Annotated in this window: 14 protein-coding genes; 12 read left to right on the forward strand and 2 right to left on the reverse strand. The window is 52.7% G+C overall.

What is annotated here, in order from left to right:
* Nucleotides 1-6 precede the first annotated feature (6 nt).
* The 4 genes from N0M98_RS22485 to N0M98_RS22500 all read left to right on the forward strand — a co-directional run bounded on the left by N0M98_RS22485 (nt 7) and on the right by N0M98_RS22500 (nt 6106).
* Nucleotides 7-885, forward strand: coding sequence for a carbohydrate ABC transporter permease (locus N0M98_RS22485; RefSeq protein WP_249864527.1), 879 nt, complete (start codon nt 7-9; stop codon nt 883-885).
* Between the two features lie 84 nt (nt 886-969).
* Nucleotides 970-2058 carry a mandelate racemase/muconate lactonizing enzyme family protein gene (locus N0M98_RS22490; RefSeq protein ID WP_259619237.1) on the forward strand — a complete coding sequence of 363 codons (1089 nt, stop codon included), beginning with the start codon at nt 970-972 and terminating at the stop codon, nt 2056-2058.
* 41 nt (nt 2059-2099) lie between these two features.
* Nucleotides 2100-3611 (forward strand): extracellular solute-binding protein, encoded by a 1512-nt coding sequence (locus N0M98_RS22495; protein ID WP_259619238.1) that lies wholly within the window; start codon nt 2100-2102, stop codon nt 3609-3611.
* 197 nt (nt 3612-3808) lie between these two features.
* Nucleotides 3809-6106, forward strand: coding sequence for a helix-turn-helix domain-containing protein (locus N0M98_RS22500; protein ID WP_259619239.1), 2298 nt, complete (start codon nt 3809-3811; stop codon nt 6104-6106).
* A 133-nt stretch (nt 6107-6239) separates the two neighbouring features.
* Here N0M98_RS22500 and N0M98_RS22505 read toward each other — a convergent pair whose 3' ends face one another.
* The gene (locus N0M98_RS22505; RefSeq protein WP_259619240.1) at nt 6240-7274 is read right to left on the reverse strand and encodes a dienelactone hydrolase family protein; all 1035 of its coding nucleotides are present in this window, start codon (nt 7272-7274) and stop codon (nt 6240-6242) included.
* Nucleotides 7275-7452: 178 nt separating this feature from the next.
* On the opposite strand from N0M98_RS22505, the gene N0M98_RS22510 reads away from it, so the two are divergent.
* Both N0M98_RS22510 and N0M98_RS22515 read left to right on the forward strand, forming a co-directional pair.
* Nucleotides 7453-8901: a hypothetical protein gene (locus tag N0M98_RS22510; RefSeq protein ID WP_259619241.1), complete on the forward strand. Its 1449-nt coding sequence runs from the start codon at nt 7453-7455 to the stop codon at nt 8899-8901.
* A gap of 1066 nt (nt 8902-9967) precedes the next feature.
* The gene (locus N0M98_RS22515; protein ID WP_259619242.1) at nt 9968-11500 is read left to right on the forward strand and encodes a hypothetical protein; all 1533 of its coding nucleotides are present in this window, start codon (nt 9968-9970) and stop codon (nt 11498-11500) included.
* A gap of 715 nt (nt 11501-12215) precedes the next feature.
* Here N0M98_RS22515 and N0M98_RS22520 read toward each other — a convergent pair.
* The gene (locus N0M98_RS22520; protein ID WP_510823381.1) at nt 12216-14045 is read right to left on the reverse strand and encodes a bifunctional metallophosphatase/5'-nucleotidase; all 1830 of its coding nucleotides are present in this window, start codon (nt 14043-14045) and stop codon (nt 12216-12218) included.
* 319 nt (nt 14046-14364) lie between these two features.
* Between N0M98_RS22520 and N0M98_RS22525 the strand changes: the two genes are divergently transcribed.
* The 6 genes from N0M98_RS22525 (at nt 14365) to N0M98_RS22550 (ending at nt 22379) form a co-directional block, all read left to right on the forward strand.
* The gene (locus tag N0M98_RS22525; RefSeq protein ID WP_259619243.1) at nt 14365-16524 is read left to right on the forward strand and encodes a bifunctional 2',3'-cyclic-nucleotide 2'-phosphodiesterase/3'-nucleotidase; all 2160 of its coding nucleotides are present in this window, start codon (nt 14365-14367) and stop codon (nt 16522-16524) included.
* Between the two features lie 103 nt (nt 16525-16627).
* Nucleotides 16628-17536 carry a 5'-nucleotidase, lipoprotein e(P4) family gene (locus N0M98_RS22530; protein ID WP_375295541.1) on the forward strand — a complete coding sequence of 303 codons (909 nt, stop codon included), beginning with the start codon at nt 16628-16630 and terminating at the stop codon, nt 17534-17536.
* Between the two features lie 204 nt (nt 17537-17740).
* Nucleotides 17741-18697 carry a DNA-binding transcriptional repressor DeoR gene (gene deoR / locus N0M98_RS22535; protein ID WP_249864518.1) on the forward strand — a complete coding sequence of 319 codons (957 nt, stop codon included), beginning with the start codon at nt 17741-17743 and terminating at the stop codon, nt 18695-18697.
* Nucleotides 18698-18733: 36 nt separating this feature from the next.
* The gene (locus tag N0M98_RS22540; RefSeq protein WP_259619244.1) at nt 18734-19552 is read left to right on the forward strand and encodes a purine-nucleoside phosphorylase; all 819 of its coding nucleotides are present in this window, start codon (nt 18734-18736) and stop codon (nt 19550-19552) included.
* 327 nt (nt 19553-19879) lie between these two features.
* Nucleotides 19880-20908, forward strand: coding sequence for a BMP family lipoprotein (locus N0M98_RS22545; RefSeq protein ID WP_375295543.1), 1029 nt, complete (start codon nt 19880-19882; stop codon nt 20906-20908).
* 106 nt (nt 20909-21014) lie between these two features.
* A complete protein-coding gene (locus N0M98_RS22550) occupies nt 21015-22379 on the forward strand; it encodes an ABC transporter ATP-binding protein (protein WP_310944242.1) in 1365 nt (454 codons plus the stop codon).
* Nucleotides 22380-22475: the final 96 nt, after the last annotated feature.

The raw sequence follows: 22475 nt of genomic DNA on the forward strand, positions 1-22475 counted from the left end.
ATACGGATGGTTCGAGCATCTCTGGGCTCGCGCATCTTCGATCTGGTCAACGCCGTCTTGCTGATCGTATTCGCATTATTTACCGTCATCCCGTTTCTGTTCGTGCTGTCGGGCTCCTTCACGGCTTCGGAAGAGCTGGTCAACCGCGGGGTCGTGCTGTTCCCGACCAAGTTCTCGCTCGACGGCTACAAGTACATTTTCTCTACGAAAACGATCGTCTGGAGTCTCGGCGTGACCGTGTTTATTACGGTGGCGGGGACGCTGATCAATCTGCTGTTCACGACGCTTACCGCCTACCCTTTGGCCAGAAACGAGTTCGTCGGACGCCGTCCGATCATGCTGCTCGTCCTGTTCACGATGCTGTTCAGCGGGGGGATGATTCCGACGTTTCTCGTCGTCAAATCGCTGGGTTTGCTGAACAGCTATTGGTCGCTGCTTCTGCCGGGAGCAATCAGCGCGTTTAACCTTATCATCTTGCGCAACTTTTTCCAGCAGCTGCCCGACGGACTGGAGGAGGCGGCCAAAATCGACGGCTGCAGCGACTACCAAATCTTATTTAAAGTGGTGCTGCCGCTCTCGCTGCCTGCGATGGCTACCTTCTCGCTATTTTACGCGGTCGGCCATTGGAACACCTTCTTCAACGCCGTGCTGTACATTAACGACAATGCGAAATGGCCGATTCAAGTGTGGCTGCGGCAAATCGTCATCCTGTCTCAAGGCGGCATCGGCGACTCGCAGCAGATGGGCAGCGATTATGTCGCCCCGCCGGGCGAAGTGATCAAGATGGCCGTCATCATCGTCTCGACGGTGCCGATTTTGCTCGTGTATCCGTTTTTGCAGAAGCATTTCGCCAAAGGCGTCCTGCTCGGCTCGGTCAAAGGCTGATGCCGCTTCGCCTGCCGGCGGCGCCGCTCCCGGCGGGCTGAAGTCCCATGACGGCGGCAAGCGAATTTTCTTAAGGAGGATTTTATGAAAATTACTAACATCACCTGCTACAAAAAAGAAATGGGGCTGTTCTACATCAAGGTCGACACCGACGAAGGCGTATACGGCTTCGGTGAGTCGAGCCCGATGCGGCCGGACGTTCTGATGCAGATTATGAACACCGTCATCAAGCCGCAGGTCATCGGCATGGACCCGTTCCAGGGGGAGAAAATCGAGGAGGCGGTGCTGCGCAAACATTATAAAATATCGGGGCAGCTGCTGGCTTCGGCCTACAGCGGGCTCGAAATCGCGCTGTGGGATTTGAAGGGGCGCTATTTGAACCAGCCGGTATATAATTTGCTCGGGGGGTTGTACCGCGACCGCATTCCGTTATACGCTTCAAGCATGAGCCGCGATCTGACGCACAGGGAGGAAGCGGACAAAATTCGCGAGGCGATCGGGCGGCTTCAAGTGAAAGCGGTTAAAATTAAAGTCGGACCGCGCTTCGGCACGGGACTGCCTGTCGATCTGAAGGACGACGAGCTGAAGGTGAAGGCGGCGCGCGAAGCCATCGGGCCGGATTGCAAGCTGATGATCGACGGCAACAGCTCCTATACGTACATTCAGGCGGTTCAGCTGTACGAGCGGATCAAGCAATACGACATTCATCACTTCGAAGAGCCCTGCCCGTATTATGACATCGATACGTACGTGAAGCTTGCGCATACGCTGCCGGTGCCGATTCACGTAGGCGAGCAGGACTGGAATATATATACGTTCCGCGATTTTATCAGCAAAGGCGCCTGCCATCTGTATGCGGCCGATCCGGTCAAATGCGGCGGCTTGTCCAGCGCCAAACGCGCCGCAGCGTTATGCCGCGCCTTCGGCATTCATTACGTGCCGCACAATACGACCAAAGGCGTCGGCTTCGCCGCAGCGATCCATCTGGCCGCCAGCTCGCCGGAATGCAGCAGCTATTACGAATACAATATCGAGAAGAACAGCACCCGCGAGCGCTATCTGAAGCAGCCGTTCGAGGTGAAGGACGGCTGCGTGCTCGTCCCGCATAAACCGGGTCTGGGCATCGAGCTGGACGAAGAGCTGATGGAAGCGACGCTGGAGGTTATCCGTTAGAAGCTATAGATAAATCCAAATATCGGGAGGTCATTAAAGCAATGACAACGAAACGTATGATAAAAGTCAGCCTGGCGGCGGCGGGAGCGTTATCGCTCCTTGTTACATCCGCTTGCGGCAACGGCGGCGCGCCCGCCGGTAAGGATAAAGATGCTTCGGCGGCTTCCGCTCCGGTCGAAATTACGATGATGAACCAATACTTGACCGCCGAGCCTCCGAAGATGGACAGCGAGCCGATGAAGCTGCTTCAGGAATATACGAACACCAACCTGAAAGTAACCTGGGTGCCGAGCGCCAGCTACAGCGAGAAGGTGACCGCATCCATCGCCGTAGCGGGCGATCTGCCGCAGCTGCTGCTGGTGAAGGACGACCGCAATCCGGCCATCGTCGAAGCGGCCCGCGCCGGTTTATTCTGGGAGCTCGGCCCGTATTTGGACCAATACCCGAACCTGAAATCGCTGGATACAACGCGTCTGAACAACATGTCGATCGACGGCAAAGTATACGGAATTTACCGCTGGAGAGCGATGGCCCGCAACGGCATCATTATCCGCAAGGACTGGCTGGATAATCTCGGGCTGTCCGAGCCCAAAACGATCGACGAGCTGCTCACCGTACTCAAGGCGTTTACGTACAACGACCCGGACAAAAACGGCAAAAACGATACATTCGGCATTTCGTTCGATTCGAACAGCGCGCAAATTTATCATTTCCTCTCCGTCATGGGCGCGCCGAATACTTGGGAATATAAAGACGGCAAGATGACGCCGGACTTTATGACCAAGCCGTATATGGACACGATGAAAATGCTGCAGCAAATGTATAAGGATAAATTGTTCAACAGCGATTTTCCGGTCGTCAAAGACCGCACGGTGCTCGTGAATCAAGGCAAAGCCGGAGTATATATCGGCGCTCTCGACGATTTGAACGCCAGGTTCACCGACCTGTTCAAGGCGAATCCGAACGCCAAGCTCGATACGGTAGCTTCCATCAGCGGTCCGACGGGTGTCAAGGTGCAAGGAGGCAGCGGGTATAACAGCGTCTTCATGATCCCTAAGACAAGCGTCAAGACCGAAGAGGAATTGAAGAAGGTGCTTGCGTTCATCGACAAGCTCGGCGACGAGAAGGTGCAAAATCTGATGAACTGGGGAATCGAAGGCAAGCATTACAAAATCGAAAACGGCAAGGCGGTTCGCATCGACGAGAAGGTGTACACGGATGAAGTGTACAATACGCTGTTCCAGATGATGGTATTCGACGGCAGCAAGGCGCTTCCGGGCCAAGTCGATCCGAGCGTGGAGAAATATAACCGGCTCATTCAGGAAAATGAGAAATTCGCCGTGCCGAATCCGGCGCTGCCGCTCCTGTCCAAAACATACATGGAAAAGGGCAAGCAGCTCGATCAAGTGATCACGGACGCGAGAACCAAGTTCATTATGGGCGAGCTGGACGAGAACGGCTTCGCGCAGGCGCTGACGAACTGGCAAAAGCTCGGCGGCGACCAAGTGATGGAAGAATATAAGGGAGAGTACGAGAAAACGCAAAAGAAATAACCGGCGGGAACAACCGAGTGCCGTCCGCATCGTGAGCGGGCGGTATTTGGTCTGCGTTGCGGGAAATTACCGCCAGGGCGGCGCAAAAACGGCTTTATCTCGCAATTGTATCCCTAATGATTATTTGATTTTACGGGGCTTAATGCGATAATGAAGGTCAGAAACGACGATACTTCACGAAGGAATGAGAGAATGTGATGAAGCTCAAGCTGTCCCGCTATCAGACAAAACTGTTCATGCTATGCCTGCTGCTCGGCGCCGTTCCCGTTGTGGTGCTGGGCATCTTTTCATATATGAAATCGTCCAGTCTCATTGAAAGCAAGGTGCTCAAAGGCAACGATCAGCTGCTGCTGCAGACGCAGACGCAATTGGAGAACACCTTGAAAATCATCGATTTCTCCATTTTCCAGCTCGGCAATTCGCAAGCGGTTACCGATGTGCTGCAAACGCCGATTAACGCCAAAAACTATCCGCTCGTCGACAAGCTGCTGGAATCGATGCAGCGCATTCAAATTTACGAGCTGGGCATCCGCGATATCGAGCTGATCAATATGGATCAGCAGTGGATCATTAACAACAAAGGCTACGCCAAGCTGGAGGAAGCGCTGGACCCCGATTCCCCCGTGCTGTTAGCCGAGCTCGACAAGCCGATCAAGTGGATGACGCAAGCGCCGAAAACAGGCCCGGGTCAAACGGGGCCGACGTCTGTCTATTTAATAAAACGTTTTCCCAATTACTCGCTCCCTTCTTCCGCTTATTTGGTGACGCAAATGTCTACCCAGCAGCTGTTTAAGACGATTCCGCGCAGCAGCGAGCTGGGTTCGCTGATCGTACTGGACGATAAGGGGGACATAATGGAGACGAATATGGAGGCGGACCGCGAGCTTGCTATGCGCAGCCTGCCGGTGTTCGAGGAAGTGCGGCAATCTCCCGGGCTGAGCGGCTATCGCACCGGCACGATCGGGCAGGAGGAGTTCGGCTTCACCTTCCGCAAGTCGACCTATAACGGCTGGACGTATGTTTCCATGGTATCGCTCGACAGCATCACGCGGGAATCCAAGTCTATCGGCTGGGCGACCCTCTGGGCATGCGCGGTTATGATCGCCGCCATTATTATGCTGTCGCTGCAGGGAACGAATAATTTATACCGGCCGGTTCGTTCGTTATACCAGAAGGCGACGGACCCCGAGGAGACGGGCGGGGGCCTGCAGGATACGCAGGACGAATTTACCGTCATTGAACGGCGGATCGATAAAATGTCGCAAAACTATTTGCACGTCACCGGCCATGTGAAGAGACTGCGGATGGAGCTTAGACCGTTTATGATGTTCAAGCTGGCCCAAGGCGAGCTCTCGTCCCATGAAATTCAGGAGCAGCTGGCGCTGTTCGGCTATAACGCCCGCCCGAGCTGGCTCGCCGTCGTGACGATCCGGATCGATTCGCTGAAGGGGACCCGATTCGGGGAGCCTGACCGCGATCTGCTGCTATATGCGATCAGCAATATTGTCGAAGAGACGATACCGGCGGACCGGCGCTTGTACCCGATCGTTATGGAGCAGGCGCAGATGACCGTCATTGCCGGCAATGAGGACTCTCAGGACGAGTTTAAACAGTTTCTGTCGAATGCGATCCGGCAGGTGCAGGCTAACGTGCTTACCTATCTCGGCATACCGGTCAGCGCCGGAATCAGCCGCCCCTATAAGGAGTATGAGCAAACCTATAAGGCTTATGCCGAGGGGCTTGACGCGTTGAAATACCGGATTGCGAAGCAGTCGGAGACGATCCTGTTCATCGAGAACGAGGAACCGGAGACGCAGATGGTGTTTTTCCCGGAGCATCTGGAGAAGCAGCTGGTAGAAGCGGTGAAGTTCGCCGACGAGAAGAGAGCCCATGCGCTGTTAAAGGAGTTTCTGCAAATTTTGTCCAACCGCGAGCTGACGCATAATCAAATGCAAAACTGGCTGATGAAGCTGCTGCTCGATCTGCTGTACATCCCGGAGCAGGCGGCCGCTACCTTCGCTTCGCTCGACACGAACGCCGTTCCGCTGTATGAACAGCTGCAAAGACTGAACACCGTTCAGGAAATTGAACAATGGTTCCATCTGCATATTATCGCTCCGATGATCGAGACGGAGGAGAGCGGCAAGGAAGCGCCTTACCAGAAAATCTCCAATGAAGTCATCCGCATTATTCAAACCGAATATGACCGCGATCTGACGCTGGAAGAATGCGCTTCCCGCTTGAACTACCATTCGAGCTATTTACGCAGAGCGCTGAAAAAAAGCTTGAACGTCAATTTTACGGAATATTTACTTTCCTACCGGATGGAAATCGCCAAAAAATGGCTGATAGAAACCGAGATGAAAATCGCCGATATTTCCCAAAAACTGCAATATAATAATCCGCAAAACTTCATCCGTTATTTCAAAAAGACGACCGGCATGACGCCGGGACAATACAGAGGAATGTGGCTGAATGAGCAGAACGGGGAGTAGCGCATCGCGCCTTGCCCCGTCCTGTCCGCTTAAGGCCGTGCTCCGGACCCGGGGCCGGAGCGCCTCCGCTACTGGCCCGCTTGATTCGGAAAGCGATTGCAGGAAACGGCCTCCCGCGAAGCGAAGTCTCGGCTCATGCCTGCAAATGGCGCTGCAGCCAGTCGTACGACTTGGCTCCGGACACCTCGTGCTTCCCGGGATGAATATGCTGATCCATCCGCTCGCCGGAGCCGAGAACGTCGTAAACCGCCCGAATGCGCTCGATCGCCTTGAGCGCCCCCGCAACCGGAAATCCGCCGTCCTCAAGACCGGATTCGATGAACAGGGGACGGGGGGCGATCAGCCCGAACCAGTCCGGCATTTCCGCGGCGCTCAGAAGGCCCGGGATATAATTGTCGGCGCAGTGGGACTTGGCCAAGATGCTGTCGCGGTACGTGTTCGTATAACCGCTGATCACGGCGGCGCGAATCCGCTCGTCCACGGCGGCGGTTAATGCCATAATCAGGCCGCCGCCGGAGAAGCCCATGCACCCGACCCGGACGGAATCCGCATCCGGACGGGTGTGCAAATAATCGACGCAGCGCATCATCTCGTACACGCGGCAGCCGGCGAGCGTGTATCCGGCCATCAGCAGATGCGAGGCCAGCCGGAAGCAGGACGTGTCCTTCGGCTCCTTATCCCGGTCGGCCTGCAACCTGCGGTCACCGAGCCCGAGCATTTCGGGCACGATGACGATGAAGCCTCTGCGCGCCAAGGCGGCCGGATAGTCCTGGTAGATGCCTGGCTCGCCCAGCCGCGGGCTTCCGTCCGGCAGCAGCCCGACCAGCTCCTTGCTGCCGTAGCCGTGGCCGGGACAGGCGATAACGGCCGGATACGGCGCCTCGCCTTGCTTCGGCTTCAATACGTACGCGGGCATCGTTAAGTGAGGCAGCGTCGTCAGCTGAACGCGTTCGCGGATATAATCGCCGCAGTCGATCCGCTCCAGAACGACGGGAGCGAGCGCTTGCCCCATACCGTCCGGAACGGCCAGCTTTTGCAGCAGCACTTCCTTCAGCGCCGCTCTCCATTCGCTCCACTGCTCCGGGGTCTTTGCTTCGAATGAATAAGCCGGGCGCTTGCTCCACAGCATATGTTCCAGAAATGCGTCGGGATTCCACATCGTTGCCATCCTCCTAAACCGGTCTTTGCTGCATCGCTTCATACTCTCTAGCAGTTGTTTTCATTATAATAGAAGCGGCGATAACCCGACATAATCATTAGCGAGACAGTTTTCTCTATCCTTTCCATTGTTTATTTTTGCTAGAACCTATAAAATAAAGATAGTGAACATGACCGGGGGGAATAGGATGAGCGTTAAAATACAGGAAATTCCTCGATTTATATTTGACGAGCTCCTGGTGCTGATCGGGGAGAAGACGAAGGAGAAGCTTCTGAAGCTGGTGCTTCAAGACGAATACGATTCGAGCCCTTCTATCGAAACCTATATGCGCAATATTATGAATAATATATTTTTCAATGATGACGATGTCGTTGATTTATTGGAGATTAAATCGACTTATCATAGAAGGCGGCAATTAACGAAGAAAAACTGGTTTAAGCAGCTGAAGAAGGAAGTGGAGACCAAGAACGCCTCCAGCATTCACGAAGAGCGGGAAGTGCTGCTCAAGTTTCTGGAAAGCAAATCGGCCGACGACAGCTTCAAGGAAATGCTTAAAGACATTAAAGACGAAAGCCGGTTCGTACAAACCCGCCTGGAGGAAATCGAAGCGTGGGCCGTCGACGTCGACACCCGGCTCACCGATTATCCGTATCTCGATTCGAAGCAGCAGTACCAGATCGAGAAGGCGTTCGAGAACGACTTTGTTTACATCATCGCCGATTTTCTGAAAAATGCGCCTCGCAACTGGATTACGCACCGGTTCAAGGATTTGATCGAGAATCCGATCTTCGCCGACGGCAAAGCCAAGATGCGGGGCAACGTGCTGTTCGATTCCGAGCAAAAAGCGACGATTTTATACGACGATTACAAATTAAGCGATAACCGCGTCCTGCGTTCGTTTATTTCGATTGAAGAGAATGAGGAAGTGCAGATCGACAAAATGTTTTTGCTCGACGAGACCGATTCGGAAATTATCGAGCATGTGATGGAGCACCGGGCCGAGCGCTTTTATACGGACAAGACGATCGCCTTTGATCTGCGGCCGCTGCTCACGCGCATTTACGGCAATACTAGCCAGAAGGCGTACGATCTGATCACGAAGCGACTGCAGAAGATCGGCCGGTTCAGTCTGGAAGGGAGAACGACCGGGCCGAATAAAGAGACGCGCACGACGTTCCTGTACAATTTATTCGAATACGTCCTCGTTTCCAAGGAAGACGCGACGGGCCGCCGCTATGCGGAGATCAAATTTTCCGATACGCTGCATCAGCAGTTTATTACGAAGCAGACGGTGCAAATTTACAGCCACTTTATTCACCGTTTGGAGAATCGGCTGTCCAAAATTTTAATTTACGCTTTTCAGAAGGAGCGGCTGGACGCCTACCTGCAAGGCCGCAATATGAAGCGCCATTTCGAATATACGTTCTTTTCGGACCGCATCCGCTTCCGTTCCAAACGGATCGACAGCAACCTCAAGCAAATCGAAGCGTCGCTGCAGGAATTTAAAGAAGCCAATATTCTGATCAGCGACTACAAACGGGTCGGCAACGGGTTTGAAATTATACTGACTCCCGTGACCGAATCGGAAAAAGCCGACTTCTTTACGGGAACGTCCACCCCGTCGCTCATCCAATAAGCCGCGTTTTTTACAAAATACGCGTACCAAGCATTGTAAAAAGGAAGCTCTGCATTCGTGCAGGGCTTTTCTTTTTACTTCAGAACTGTGGCGGCATAGTATCTCGGCCCGGTTTTCACCCTGCTTGAAGAAATAGGGATCATCCATTTCTGTGGATAACCCGGCATGGCTTTTTACAACATATGCGTACTTAATACCCGGCTTTTAACCTATACAGCGTACTTGCCGATAGCTTTTTACCCGATTCACGTAGTCTAGTATCGGTTTTTACGAAAAATGCGTACTCAAAATTGGCTTTTTACGAAAATAACGTACCTCAAAATGTCAATTGTATCCTGTTTGAGCTGCCGCGGGAAGTTATCCATCTTATAATTTATCGTTTTTTACGAGAATCGCGTACTTATTAATCGCTTTTTACTTGAAACGCGTATTCGTTTGCTTCATTTTACGAAATATGCGTACCAGACCTCGAAATATTTTTACCGGCAGCATGATATACCGCTTACATCCCGTAAGTTGAGGGGGTTTGGGGTTTTTACCAAAAACGCGTACCTAGATTTTCCTCGGAAAAACGGCTCTTTTTACAAAATCGTCGTACTCTATCGCATCTTACATCATATTACCAATGTTGATATAATGGTTCTTGTCGAAAAAAGAAAGTTATCCACATGTGGATAAAAGAAATAGGCGAGTTGTCTACTACCAAAGAAAACCGTCTATTCTACATAACGTTATAAAGGCGAAACCAGCGCCTGTGTAAAACAACAAAAAAAGCCTCCATCTTCATGGAAGCTTTCAAACTGGATGCTACCAACATGCCAGTGATGACTGAGTATTACCAGTACTCAGCAGACAAGAACCATTCGAGTCCGATCCGCGCTCGCTACCAACGATAAGGATCGCAACTCCAGAAGACAAGCTTCTTGAATTTCCAAAAAAATTGGACATTCAGAGGCCTATTTCGTTGTTGTCTTTTTCTTATTATATCAAAACGAGCAGCAAAAATCTATGAATTCGTATAGATCGCCGCCCAAGCGGATGGCCGGTGGAAAGGAGGGCGCCCTGCGTGAACAAACTGATGTTTCTTAATAATTTGAAAGGCAAAGCGCTTCTCCAGCCTACGAATCCGGTCGTCGTCAGCCACCGTTTCTACGAAGCTTTCAAACATATAGAAGAGCCCTTCGATTACAACAAGGACCGGTTCCGGTTCCGCAACGACGGCAGGGGCCGCCTCGTTCATCACATTACGAAGTCCGACATCCAGCTGTTCATTACGATTCAGGCCGCCTTTAATACGAAAGGGGCTTTGGAGTTTTGCAACCGCAACCGGATTTATCAGAAACAAGCCGAATTATTCGAAACCCCCGTTACCAACGATCAATTCTACGTTTCCTTCCAAAAGTTCGTCGACCTGGGGCTCATCGAGCCGGTCCGCGAGGAGATTACAGGCACCTATCATTATACGCTGAGCCAATACCTTCAGCCCGATACGGGGACGATCGGGTATTATTTTCTGCTGCCTCCCGCCGTATATACCGAAGCCTTCGGCGAGCTGCCGTTGGCCGCGCAAAAATGGTATCTGGAGGCCGCGGCGCAGCAAAACGACCGTCCGGATAAAACGGTGGAAAAAAATCTGCGCAACGACGGCAAGGACGGCGGCTTGTACAAGCTGCTTCATAAAACCAATCTGAATCAAATCAGAGGGCTCCTCGAGCTTCTGTGCAGGAGGCCGGTCATGGACGGGCAGCCGCTGTTTGCCGCAAGCGCGGCGATCAAGCCGAACGCCACCGGCTATTATAAAGCGTCTTACTCGATCAATCCCTACTATATTATTAAGAAGGAAAAAGGCGCCTCCTATCACGATGTCGTCCGGCCGAAGCGGCCGTACTACCGGATGACCCGATTCATTCGGGAGCAGCTGGAGAAGCTCGGCATCGGCGAGCTGGAGCAGCACAACCAGGGCCAAACCTTGATCCAGCTGGTCACCTTGATGAAAAAGAAAAGCCTTTCGTTTATTCGCTACGTCCTGTTGAAAATAAAGGATTTGTACCGGAAGCATCGGATTTTCCCTCTCGATCTGCTGCAATTCGTCAAGGACGAGGTTCGCAATCAAGGGATCGCGCTGTATCTGGATATTGCCAGGAAGACGGGATTGTATCCGTTTATAGCTCCTCGCGGCCGCGATGAGATCGGCAAGCGTTCTTACGAATTCGCCGCCGCCGTGAGCCGGTTCGATCTGAAATCGTTCCGGACGATGTGCAAAACCGCTCTTCCGATCTTGAACCGGGATTACACATCCGCTCCGGTGCACAGTCCGGCGGCTTACCGCCGCGCCAACGAGGCGCTTGAACAGCGGGTGGGACGGCAGGAGGCCGGGGACATTCGCGCCTATGCCTATAAGATGCAGGCCGATCCGGACGAATACCGCGTTATCGAAGAGTACGCGCTCAAGAAATTCCGGCAGGAAAGCCCCTCTGCGGTTATGCAGTGGATGCTAACCCGAATCGCACAGCTGCCGAAATGGAAGCGAGCCCCTGACGTTCCGCACGGCTTCAAGCTGGAACATTTCCTCGTCAACTGCATAAGCTCGAACAACTAGCTCTCTTTTTTTGAAATTGTGTTCAAAGAGGGCTCTTCGCCGTTCCCTTCCTTTTATAACCCCTTTCGCCGATGTTCCGATTTCCCGCAGATGCTGCCGCATATTTATACAAGAATGAGCGCGCGCCGCTTTGGCCGGCTGCAGGACGAGCGTTTATTTCACCTGCAACGGATAAAAACAGATCGATTATCGTGGATAGGCCGGCCGCCGGCCTTCAAGCCGCGCCCGGCTCGTTCACGGTACGGATAAAAACAGAATCGCAGACGGGGACGAGCTGCATAAGCCGCTTCATTACGCGGAAATTAGCTTCCTTAAGCCATCTGCTGTGAATAACCCGAGTATGCGCCGGTTCGCATCAATATTCGTATGTTTTTATACGCCCGATCGCTCATCGCTCTGTCTTTATGCGCCGCAAGGACCGTTTTCTCTGTAATTGAACGGCCAAACCGGCGAAAGCCCTTGTCCGGCACGCGGCCGCGGATTCCGTAAGAGATTTAAAATATATAGGAGATCTTTAATTTAAGAGTCTAATAAAAATCAACTTTTCAAACCAAATATTCCATTGCGATCGATATTCAGTACCTTGCGGCGTTAGCCAAAATGATTTTGGATTGACGGAACGTGGAAGGACCGTCCGGCAGCTAGTTTCAGATGCCGGGCGGTCCTTTTTCGAAATGACAGCGGTATTTATTTCGGGGATGTTCCTGGTAACTTGTTATCCGTTCACTTCAACGATCCGCTCTTCCACCGACGGGCTCAGCGTACCGCGCTTCATGAAAAATTCCTCCAAAACATCGTACAAGGTGAAGCCGGTGTTGAACGATTTCTTGTCCATCATCATCGAATAGCCGTCGCCGCCGGCGACAATGAAATCGTTGGTGGCCACTTTGTAAGTTTTGTTCGGATCGACCGGCTGCCCGTTCACTTTCAGCTCCAGCACCCGTTGTCCGGCAGGCTTATTCTTCGAATAGGCGAACGACATGCCGCTAATTTGCGGGAAGCGGCCTTCGGCTATTTCGACCTTGGATACGCCGTTCTCGATCGCGGCTTGCAGCTCGCTGCCGGTAAGCTCCGTGACCACCAGCGTGTTAGGGAAAGGCAGAACGTCGTACAGACTCTTCTTCGTGACGTCGCCCGCATTGACCGTCGCCCTGACGCCTCCTCCGTTAATCAGCGCGACATCCGCTTCATATCCTGCGATGGACTTCGTTTTATCCAGCAAAGCATCCGCAATCAGATTGCCGAGATTCGTCTCCTGGGTTCTGACGATCGTACGCTCTCCCTCCAGCTTGACCTCCGATTTAGCGATGACGGCATCCAATTCTTTATCGATATGACTCACGACATTTTGCACCAGCTTCTCAACCTCGGGATCGGCCTGCACTTTCTCGTCGTATTCCAGCAAGCCGCCGGTAAAGCCTACAAGCTCATCGTTTAAATAGTACAGATCGGCGCGCCCCAGCGATTTGCCGTATTCCCAGTCTTGCACGATATAAGTGCCGTTGATGTGCTCGGGCTCGGTAAGTCTGGTATGAGAATGACCCCCGATGATGAGATCGATTCCCGGCACGGCGCGGGCCATTTCCCGGTCCACTTCGATGCCGTCATGGCATACGACGACGACATGGTCGACTTTTTTCTTCAATTCGGGAACCATCTGCTTGGCTACTTCGATCGGATTTTTGAACGTAAGCGCTTTTACGTTATCCGGATGTGTGACGATCGGCGTTTCGTCGGTCGTAAACCCGAGGAAAGCAAAGGTTTTGCCGCCGATTTCTGTATAGTAGACAGGCTGCAGCAGCTCGGTGCCGTCCTCTTTTTTAAATACGTTGGAGCTGATGATCGGATGGTCGACCATGCCTTTCAGCTTTACAAGCTGCTCGTAGCCGAAGTCGAAGTCGTGGTTGCCAGCCGCCTGCGTGTTATATTTCAAAGCATTGAGGATCGGTACGATAGATTCCCCTTTAAACAAATTGGCGAAAACCGTTCCCTGGAACGTATCTCCCGCATCCATCAGCAAGAAATTCGGATTTTCGGCGCGCATTTGTTTAATGAGCGTGGCAATTTTGGCATAGCCGAATTCTTTAGAAGACTTGTTCTCGTCGATGTGCCCGTGCACATCGTTGGTGTGGGCAATCGTAATATGTAAAGTGGCCGCGTCCCCTAAAGCCTGCAAGAGGTCTTGGCGCGTGACGAAAGAGCCGCTCTGCGGCAAGGAAAGGCTGTAGCCGGCCTTCTTGGCGATATCTACGATGTTCGCCGCCGGTAACGGCGCGTCGGGCGCGAGCAGATCCGAAGCCGAGACGATGCCTTGCTGCTTCGCCCAGGATAACGCTCCGGACGCCCAATGGCGGATCGAAGCGTCGGGCGCCAGCTTGGTTTGACCTTTCAATCGGGCAATGACGGTTGCCAGCTCGGACAGCGTAATATTGCGGTCCAAAGCCAAGGTGCCGCTTTGATCCCCCTCAACGATCGCTTTCTGCTGCATCCAGTCGAGATGCGAGAGGGATTTCGGAGCATCGGCGAAGGCGGATGCGGCGAGCATAGATGAGATGATTGCGCTTACAGCGATAGTAGAAATAGCTTTTGATTTGAACAAATGTATCACTCCTTCATGAAATTACGTGAATTGTAGCATGGGGAATATTTAAAATGCAACCGATTTTTTTGCCGTTTTTCTAAAAAATGAGGTTGAAGACATGAAAGTTATGTGATAATATGACAACGCTTGCAATAAAGTCATAAATGATATGAACATTTTTTCTGGGAGGTGTGAATCTATGTAAATGAATCCGATTTCCCTGATTTACCTCTTTACGCAGAGCCGTTCTTACTTTATGGAATGAATGATGGGAGTGATATCGATGAGAAAAACGCACAGGTTAGCCAAAGGATTATTGATCTCGGGTCTGCTGCTCAGCGGCGGGGCTTATCCGGACGGCGCGGTTCGGGCGGACGGTCCGGAGGCCGAGATGAAATTGAGAATTATGGAAACATCGGATATTCATACTCATCTTATGAATTACGATTATTACCAGGATCAGCAGTCGGAAGAGTTCGGATTTGTCAAAACCGCCTCTCATATTAAGAAAGCAAGAGAAGAGGCGAAGAACAGCCTATTGTTCGACAACGGGGATATTATCCAGGGTAACCCGCTCGGCGATTACGTCGCGCTCGTCCGCCCGCTGCAGGACGGGGAGACGCATCCGGTATATAAAGCGTTGAATTTGCTCAATTACGATGCGGGCAATATCGGGAATCATGAATTTAATTTCGGCTTGGATTTTTTGCAAAAGAGCTTGAAGGGCGCAAACTTTCCTTATGTGAACTCGAACGTGTACATAGACGATCAGGATCAAAATCCGGATAACGACCGAAACTTGTTCACGCCGTATCAAATTTTGGATAGAAGCTTCGTAGATGAAAGCGGCAGGGAGCAACGGCTGAAAATAGGCGTCATCGGCTTCGTGCCGCCGCAAATCGTGAAATGGGACAAAGCGAATTTGCAGGGCAAGGTGATCGTGAAAGACATTGTTGAGTCGGCGGAGACGTTCGTGCCGAAGATGAAAGCGGAGGGCGCCGATCTTATTATTGCCATTCCTCACTCCGGACTTGGCAGCGAGGAACGCAAAGGGATGGATGAAAACGCTTCATTTTTGCTCAGCAAAGTGAAGGACATCGACGTCATTTTATTCGGCCACGCGCATGCCGTCTTCCCGTCAGAGAGCTTCCAGGGCATTCCGGGCGTCGATGCGGACAAAGGAACGATCAACGGCATTCCCGCCGTCGAACCCGGATTTTGGGGCAATCATCTCGGCATCATTGATCTTACGCTGCAAAAAAGCGGCGGGACATGGCGGGTCGCGGACTCCCGGTCGCACACGCGGGCGATTTACGAGACGCAGGATAAGCGAATCGTACCGCTTGCGGATGCGGATGAAGAGGTGGCGAACGCCGTGAAAGATGATCACGAAGCGACGCTGGCGTATATTCGCGGGCCTGTCGGAGCGACTACGGCGCAGATTACAAGCTATTTTGCGGTAGTGCAGGACGATCCGTCCATTCAAATATTGACGAATGCCCAGAAATGGTACGTGGAGAAGCATATCGAGGGCACCGAGCTGGACGGCATTCCGGTGTTGTCGGCGGGAGCCCCGTTCAAGGCCGGCGGCAGAAGCGGACCGAACTATTATACGGATATTCCGGCAGGGACGATCGCGGTGAACAATGCGGCCGATCTGTATGTGTATCCGAACACGCTCAAGGCGGTGCTGATGACGGGTGCGGAAGTGAAAGAATGGCTTGAGATGTCGGCTCTCCAGTTCAACCAGATCGATCCGGACAAGGCCGGGGAGCAGGATTTGATCAATGCGAGCTTTCCTGCCTACAAATTCGATATTATCGACGGCGTTACGTATGAGATCGACGTGACGCAGCCGGCCAGATACGGCTCCGGCGGCAAGCTCGTCAACCCCGATGCCCACAGAATCGTTCATCTGCAATATGACGGCAAGCCGATCGATCCGAATCAAAAGTTTCTCGTCGCCACGAACAATTACCGGGCGAGCGGAGGCGGAAGCTTCCCTGGGCTGACCGGCGATAATATTGCGGTCGATTCTCCGGATGAAAACAGGGAAATTCTCATCGACTATATTAGAAACAATTCTCCGATCAACCCTTCGGCCGACGGAAATTGGTCGCTGGCGCCGATCCGGGGCAATCCGACGCTGGTGTTCGAATCGTCTCCCGCTGCCCGGGCTCTTGCCGAGAGCAGCGCCAACATCCGGTATGCGGGCATGCTCGATTCCGGCTTTGCCAAATATGAGCTGATCTTGGGCGAGGGCCGAGAGTCCGCCGCAACGACAGCCGCCCCGGGGGAAGTCTATATCGTACAGCCGGGCGACGTCTTGTCGGCGATTGCCCTGAAATACGGGATGGAATGGAGAAAGCTGGCCGAATATAACGAGCTGCCCAATCCGCACCGCATTTATCCCGGGCAGGAAATCGCCATTCCGGCTTCGTAAGCGGCAGGAGCTTCTGCGGGTTGTTTCCCGAATAGCGATCGTGTTTCGAAATGCGGAGTATATCGCCATATTCGTATGGTGAAAATTAGGAGGGGTGAACCGGATGGCATCGTTAAAATCATGGAAGACGTTGACAACCGCCGTATCCGCAATGGTGATGGCGGCTTCGCTTGCAGCCTGCAGCGCGCCGGAGGCAGTCCCGGGCGGCGGGAAAGAAGCGGCGCAGCCGGCAGCTGCGGCCGCAGAACAGCCGCAATCCGCAAGCGGTGCGGAGAGTGCGGCGGAAGCGAAGTTCAATGCGATCGCCGAACAAAAGGTGATGGCTGTGTTATGGTACCAGTCCGCAGCGGAGGCGAAAGCGTTATATTACCAAGGATACAATATCGGCAAATGGAAGCTGGATGCGGCCTTGGCACAAGGCACGGCCAAAAAGCCCGCGATTGTGCTGGATTTGGATGAAACGGTATTGGACAACAGTCCGTTCGACGCCGTGGAAATTGCCTCCGGCAAAGGACATCCGTACAAATGGGACGAATGGGTGAACAAGGCGGAAGCGAAGGCCGTGCCGGGGGCCGTTGAATTTCTGAACTATGCGGACGGCAAAGGAGTCGACATTTACTATATATCCGACCGCAGCGCAGCGCAAACGGAGGCTACGGTCAAAAATTTGCAAGCCATTCAAGCTCCGCAAGCCGTCTCCGGGCATGTGCTGTTGAAGCAGCCGGAGGAGAAGGGGAAGGAAGCCCGCTTTAACCAAGTGTCCGAAACTCACGAAATCGTTTTGTTTTTCGGCGATAATCTGAAAGATTTTTACGGCTTTGTCGGTAATTCGGAGCAGGATAGAGACCGGCGGGCCGACGAAGTCCGGCAGCAGTTCGGCGATAAACTGATCGTTTTCCCGAATCCGATGTACGGCGACTGGGAAAGCGCGATTTATAACAATAACAATAAAATAAGCGCGGAGGAAAAGGACAAGCTGCGCAAAAGCCATCTTCATATTTTTGACAAATAGTTTATAGTGTGGACATACTAGGAAATAATGAGATGCAGGAATGCCCTCGGCGGTTCGTTCGTTGGAACCCGGGGGTATTTCTGTTGGGCGGAACCGGCAGGGAGTTCGTTGCATTTTTCAGTAGAATAAGGTATATTTAGAAGGTCTGAAATTAAGTTAAACAAGAAATGTACATAATTTCTTGAATGGGTGGGTGGGAATAAAGTGGAGGATGATAAGCTCAGAAAAGTTATTGAAGTCGCGAAATTATACTATCAGCTGGACTACAACCAGAACCAGATCGCCGAAATGCTAGGTTTATCGCGTCCGACCGTGTCGCGCCTGCTGCAGCAGGCCAAGGCCGAAGGGGTCGTTAAAATTCATATCGTGGACCCTGCGGAAGACTGCGAGACGTTGGCGAACGATCTGCGCGAGACGTTTCAGCTGAAGAAAGCGGTCGTCGCCTTCGTGCCGACGTATGACGATGATGTCGTCAAAAAATTTATCGGGGAAGCGGCCGCCGATTATTTGGTGAACACCGTGAAGGACAAAGATATTATCGGCGCCTCCTGGGGGCTGACGATGTATCATGTGGCCACCAACTTGCAGCACAAAAATTTGAACGATTCCCGGGTCGTTCAGTTGAACGGCGGGGTCAGCCATGCCGATATCGCCGTTTCGCCGTCCGAGATCATTTATCTGTTCAGCAGAGCGTTTCATGTATCGCCTTATTTCTTATATTTGCCGGCGATTGTCGACCATCCGCTTGTGAGACAGGCGATCACGTCGGACCGCCATATCCGCAGAGTGCTGGATTTGGGAAAGCTTGCGAATATCGCCATTTTTTCCGTAGGGCTTACGAATTCGGATTCGGTGCTCATTCAATCGAATTATTTTACGGATGAAGATTTGGAGATCATTAAGGAGAAGGCGGTCGGAGACATCTGTTCCCGCTATTTCGACGAGGATGGAAATATATGCAATACCGGGCTGGATGACCGGACGATCGGCATCGAGCTGGCGGATTTGAAACAGAAGGAACAGTCGATATTGGTGGCCGGCGGAGCGAAAAAAGTGAAGGCCATTTACGGCGCGCTTCGGGGGCAGTACGCCAACGTGCTCATCACCGACCAGAACACGGCCAAAGCGCTGCTCGCCAGGCATGAGGAGAATCGGCCGTGAGCCGGCGCTCGGGCAGTATAACGAGGAGGTTGTACTATGACATCTGCAGATCAAAGAGAACAAGCCGCGGGCTACATTAAAGAAAGACTTGCCATTACGCCGCAAATCGGACTCATTCTCGGCTCCGGCTTAGGCGTATTGGCGGATCTGATCGAAAATCCGGTCGTCATTGCGTACGAAGATATTCCCGGCTTCCCGGTTTCTACGGTAGAGGGGCATGCGGGACAGTTGGTATGCGGCATGCTGCAAGGGAAACCGGTCGTGGCGATGCAGGGACGGTTCCATTACTACGAAGGCTACGCAATGGATAAAGTCGTATTCCCGGTATTTGTCATGAAGCAGCTGGGAGTGGAGACGATCATCGTCACCAACGCCGCGGGCGGAGTGAACACATCATTCCGGCCGGGCGATTTGATGCTTATTTCCGATCATATTAACCATATGTCGGGCAACCCGCTGATCGGGCCTAACGATTCCAAGCTGGGGCCGCGGTTTCCGGATATGTCGCAGGCGTATTCGGCGAAACTGCGGGAGCTGGCGCACGGCGCCGCGGAGACTCTGCAGATGGAGCTGCGCGAGGGCGTCTACATCGGCTTTACCGGGCCGTCCTACGAAACCCCCGCGGAAATTCGCATGGCGCGGATCATGGGCGGAGACGCGGTAGGCATGTCGACCGTGCCGGAAGTGATCGCGGCGAACTATGCGGGCATCGAGGTATTGGGCATTTCATGTATTTCCAATATGGCCGCAGGCATATTGGAGCAGCCTCTTTGCCATGAAGAAGTGATCGAAACGACGGAGAAGGTGAAAACCGGTTTCGTAGCTTTGGTGAAAGAAATCGTTCAGCGAATCTGAACAACCGTACATTTTATAGGTTTCATAGTTTCTTTGAATTTTGCCTTAATCCAAGAGAACGTCGGTTCGACAATGAACCTGCGTTCTTTTTTTTCGCTTATTTTCTAGGAAAAATTAGGATTGAACAAAATTGAAAAAATATATTTACAAAAGTTCATCGAGGCCATATAATATGAAAAGTTACATTTGATCAAAATTATTTTTAATTAATTTCAACTAATGAAAGGAGAGAGAGGGGGGTCAAGGAGTACATAACGGGCAAGCAGCGAGAGAGACTTCAGCAATCCATTTTCAAAAAAATCGAGAGGGGTTTAAAGGATGAGTATGGTGAAAAAAAGCTGGATGGCATCTTTGATCGCGACGATCGCATTGGCTATTGTTGTAACCGGTTGCGGGAGCGGCAAAACGCAGGAGGCTCCGGCAGCGGGCAACGCATCGGCCGCCAATAACGTGTCGATCGGGATGGTTACCGATATCGGAGGGGTGAACGACAATTCCTTCAACCAAAGCGCCTGGGAAGGCTTGAAAGCATTTTCGGCGGCGAAGGACGCGAAGGTGGATTACCTGCAAAGCCAAAGCGATGCGGATTATATCCCGAACCTGAATCAATTCGTCAAGGACGGACGCAGCTTGACCTGGGGCATCGGCTTTATGATGGGCGATGCCGTCAAGCAGGTCGCCGATCAGAACAAGTCGGCCAAGCTGGCGATTATCGACGCGGTCGTCGATGCGCCTAACGTCGAATCCGTCACGTTCAAAGAGAACGAAGGCTCCTATCTCGTCGGCGTCGTAGCCGGACTGATGACCAAAACGGGCAAGATCGGCTTTGTCGGAGGATCGGAAATTCCGGTGATCAAACGTTTCGAGATCGGTTTTACGGAAGGCGTGAAAGCGGTTAATCCGAGCGCCAAGGTAGTCATTAACTACACCGGAGCATTCAATGCGCCCGATCAAGGCAAAGCGACCGCAGCTACAATGTACAACGACGGCGTGGACATCATCTTCCATGCGGCGGGCTCCACGGGCGACGGGGTATTCAACGAAGCGATCGAGCGCAAGAAGAAGAACAAGGACATCTGGGTTATCGGCGTCGATAAAGACCAGTCGCTTACTTTCGGCAATGAAGTTACGCTCACATCCATGGTCAAACGCGTCGATCATGCGGTCAATCAAATTTCCAATCAGGTCGCCAAAGGCGAGTTCAAAGGCGGCATTCAGGAGCTCGGGCTTGCGGAGAACGGGGTCGGCTTGCCGGAGAACAATCCGAATATCCCCGAGGACGTGCTTAAGAAGGTTCAGGATTATGCGGTGAAGATCGTGCACGGCGATATTCAAGTTCCGACGGTGACGGAGTAAGGCTCCGGCCGGGCGAAAGAAAGGGAACGCCGGTTATTAACCGGTTTTGTCCGGGTACGGACGATGATGCAATCTTTTAGGATCAGGGGAGTAGGTGACATACGCGATGCAACAGGAGCACATCGCTGTAGAAATGCTTGGCATTACGAAGCGGTTTCCGGGAATCGTCGCCAACGATTCCATCAGCTTTAAGGTCGGAAAGGGCGAGATTCATGCGCTGCTCGGAGAAAACGGCGCAGGCAAATCGACGCTGATGAACATCTTGTTCGGGTTGTACCAGCCGGATGAGGGAGAAATTCGCATTAACGGCCGCAGCGTGCAGATTGCTGACCCGAAAACGGCGATCGAGCTCGGAATCGGGATGATCCACCAGCATTTTATGCTCGTTGAATCGTACACGGTGGTGCAAAATATTATTTTGGGGACGGAGCCGAAGAAGGGGCTAAGCATCGATTATTCCCGTGCGGAGCATAAGGTCCGCGAATTATCGGAGCGCTACGGCTTGCAGGTGGAGCCGGGCCAGCTGATCGGCGACATTTCGGTCGGGATGCAGCAGCGTGTGGAAATTCTGAAAACATTGTACCGCGGTGCGGATATTTTGATCTTTGACGAGCCAACCGCCGTGCTGACCCCGCAGGAAATTCAGGACCTGATGGCGATTATGAAAAACATGGTGAACGAGGGCAAGACGATTATATTAATCACCCACAAGCTGAAGGAAATCATGGCCGTATGCGACGGAGTCACAATCATTCGCCGGGGGAAGGTCATCGACAGCGTATCGGTCCGGGAGACGTCGCCCGACGAGCTGGCTTCCAAGATGGTCGGCAGGCAGGTCAGCTTCGCGGTGGACAAGAAGGAAGCGAACCCGCAGGAAGCGATATTGAAGCTTCATCGGGTTACGGCGCTGGACAATAGAGGCATCCCTGCCCTGAAGCAGCTGTCGCTTGAGCTGAGACGCGGCGAAATATTGGGCATTGCCGGCGTCGAGGGCAACGGGCAGCGGGAGCTTATCGAAGTGCTGACGGGCTTAAGGCGGGTGCAGAGCGGTGAAATCAGGCTTCACGGCAAGCCGGTTCATAATGCGACTCCGCGCCAAATCGCCGAATCCAGGGTCGGCTATATTCCCGAAGACCGGCAAAAAAGAGGTCTGGTGCTCGATTTTACCGTAAGCGAAAACTCCGTCCTCAAAAGCTATTATTTCCCTGATTTTCGCCGTCATACCTTTTTGGACTACGATAAAATGAGCCGGCACGCCAACCGCCTGATTCGGGAGTTCGATATCCGCACGCCGAGCGAGCATACTCCGGCCCGGGCGCTGTCCGGAGGCAATCAGCAAAAAATTATTATTGCGCGGGAGGTGGACGGCGATCCCGACGTGCTGATTGCGACGCAGCCCACCAGAGGGCTGGACGTCGGAGCGATTGAATTTATTCATAACTCAAGTTTCGCAGCTCAAATTTGGCATTAAAGCCTTGATGTAGCTGGGTAAACCTGAAATCCATTGCTGGACTTGACTTAAAATGGCCGACTTCCCCTGTTTGGTCTTCGTTTGAGTAAGCTCAAT

Source organism: Paenibacillus doosanensis (assembly GCF_025060755.1).
Taxonomy (GTDB): domain Bacteria; phylum Bacillota; class Bacilli; order Paenibacillales; family NBRC-103111; genus Paenibacillus_S; species Paenibacillus_S doosanensis.

Coding starts and splice junctions, on each gene's coding strand:
- N0M98_RS22500 (WP_259619239.1), top strand. CDS start 3,809: ATGAAGCTCAAGCTGTCCCGCTATCAGACAAAACTGTTCATGCTATGC.
- N0M98_RS22540 (WP_259619244.1), top strand. CDS start 18,734: ATGACATCTGCAGATCAAAGAGAACAAGCCGCGGGCTACATTAAAGAA.
- N0M98_RS22510 (WP_259619241.1), top strand. CDS start 7,453: ATGAGCGTTAAAATACAGGAAATTCCTCGATTTATATTTGACGAGCTC.
- N0M98_RS22550 (WP_310944242.1), top strand. CDS start 21,015: ATGCAACAGGAGCACATCGCTGTAGAAATGCTTGGCATTACGAAGCGG.
- N0M98_RS22495 (WP_259619238.1), top strand. CDS start 2,100: ATGACAACGAAACGTATGATAAAAGTCAGCCTGGCGGCGGCGGGAGCG.
- N0M98_RS22530 (WP_375295541.1), top strand. CDS start 16,628: ATGGCATCGTTAAAATCATGGAAGACGTTGACAACCGCCGTATCCGCA.
- N0M98_RS22490 (WP_259619237.1), top strand. CDS start 970: ATGAAAATTACTAACATCACCTGCTACAAAAAAGAAATGGGGCTGTTC.
- N0M98_RS22520 (WP_510823381.1), bottom strand. CDS start 14,045: ATGCTCGCCGCATCCGCCTTCGCCGATGCTCCGAAATCCCTCTCGCAT.
- N0M98_RS22505 (WP_259619240.1), bottom strand. CDS start 7,274: ATGGCAACGATGTGGAATCCCGACGCATTTCTGGAACATATGCTGTGG.
- N0M98_RS22485 (WP_249864527.1), top strand. CDS start 7: ATGGTTCGAGCATCTCTGGGCTCGCGCATCTTCGATCTGGTCAACGCC.
- N0M98_RS22525 (WP_259619243.1), top strand. CDS start 14,365: ATGAGAAAAACGCACAGGTTAGCCAAAGGATTATTGATCTCGGGTCTG.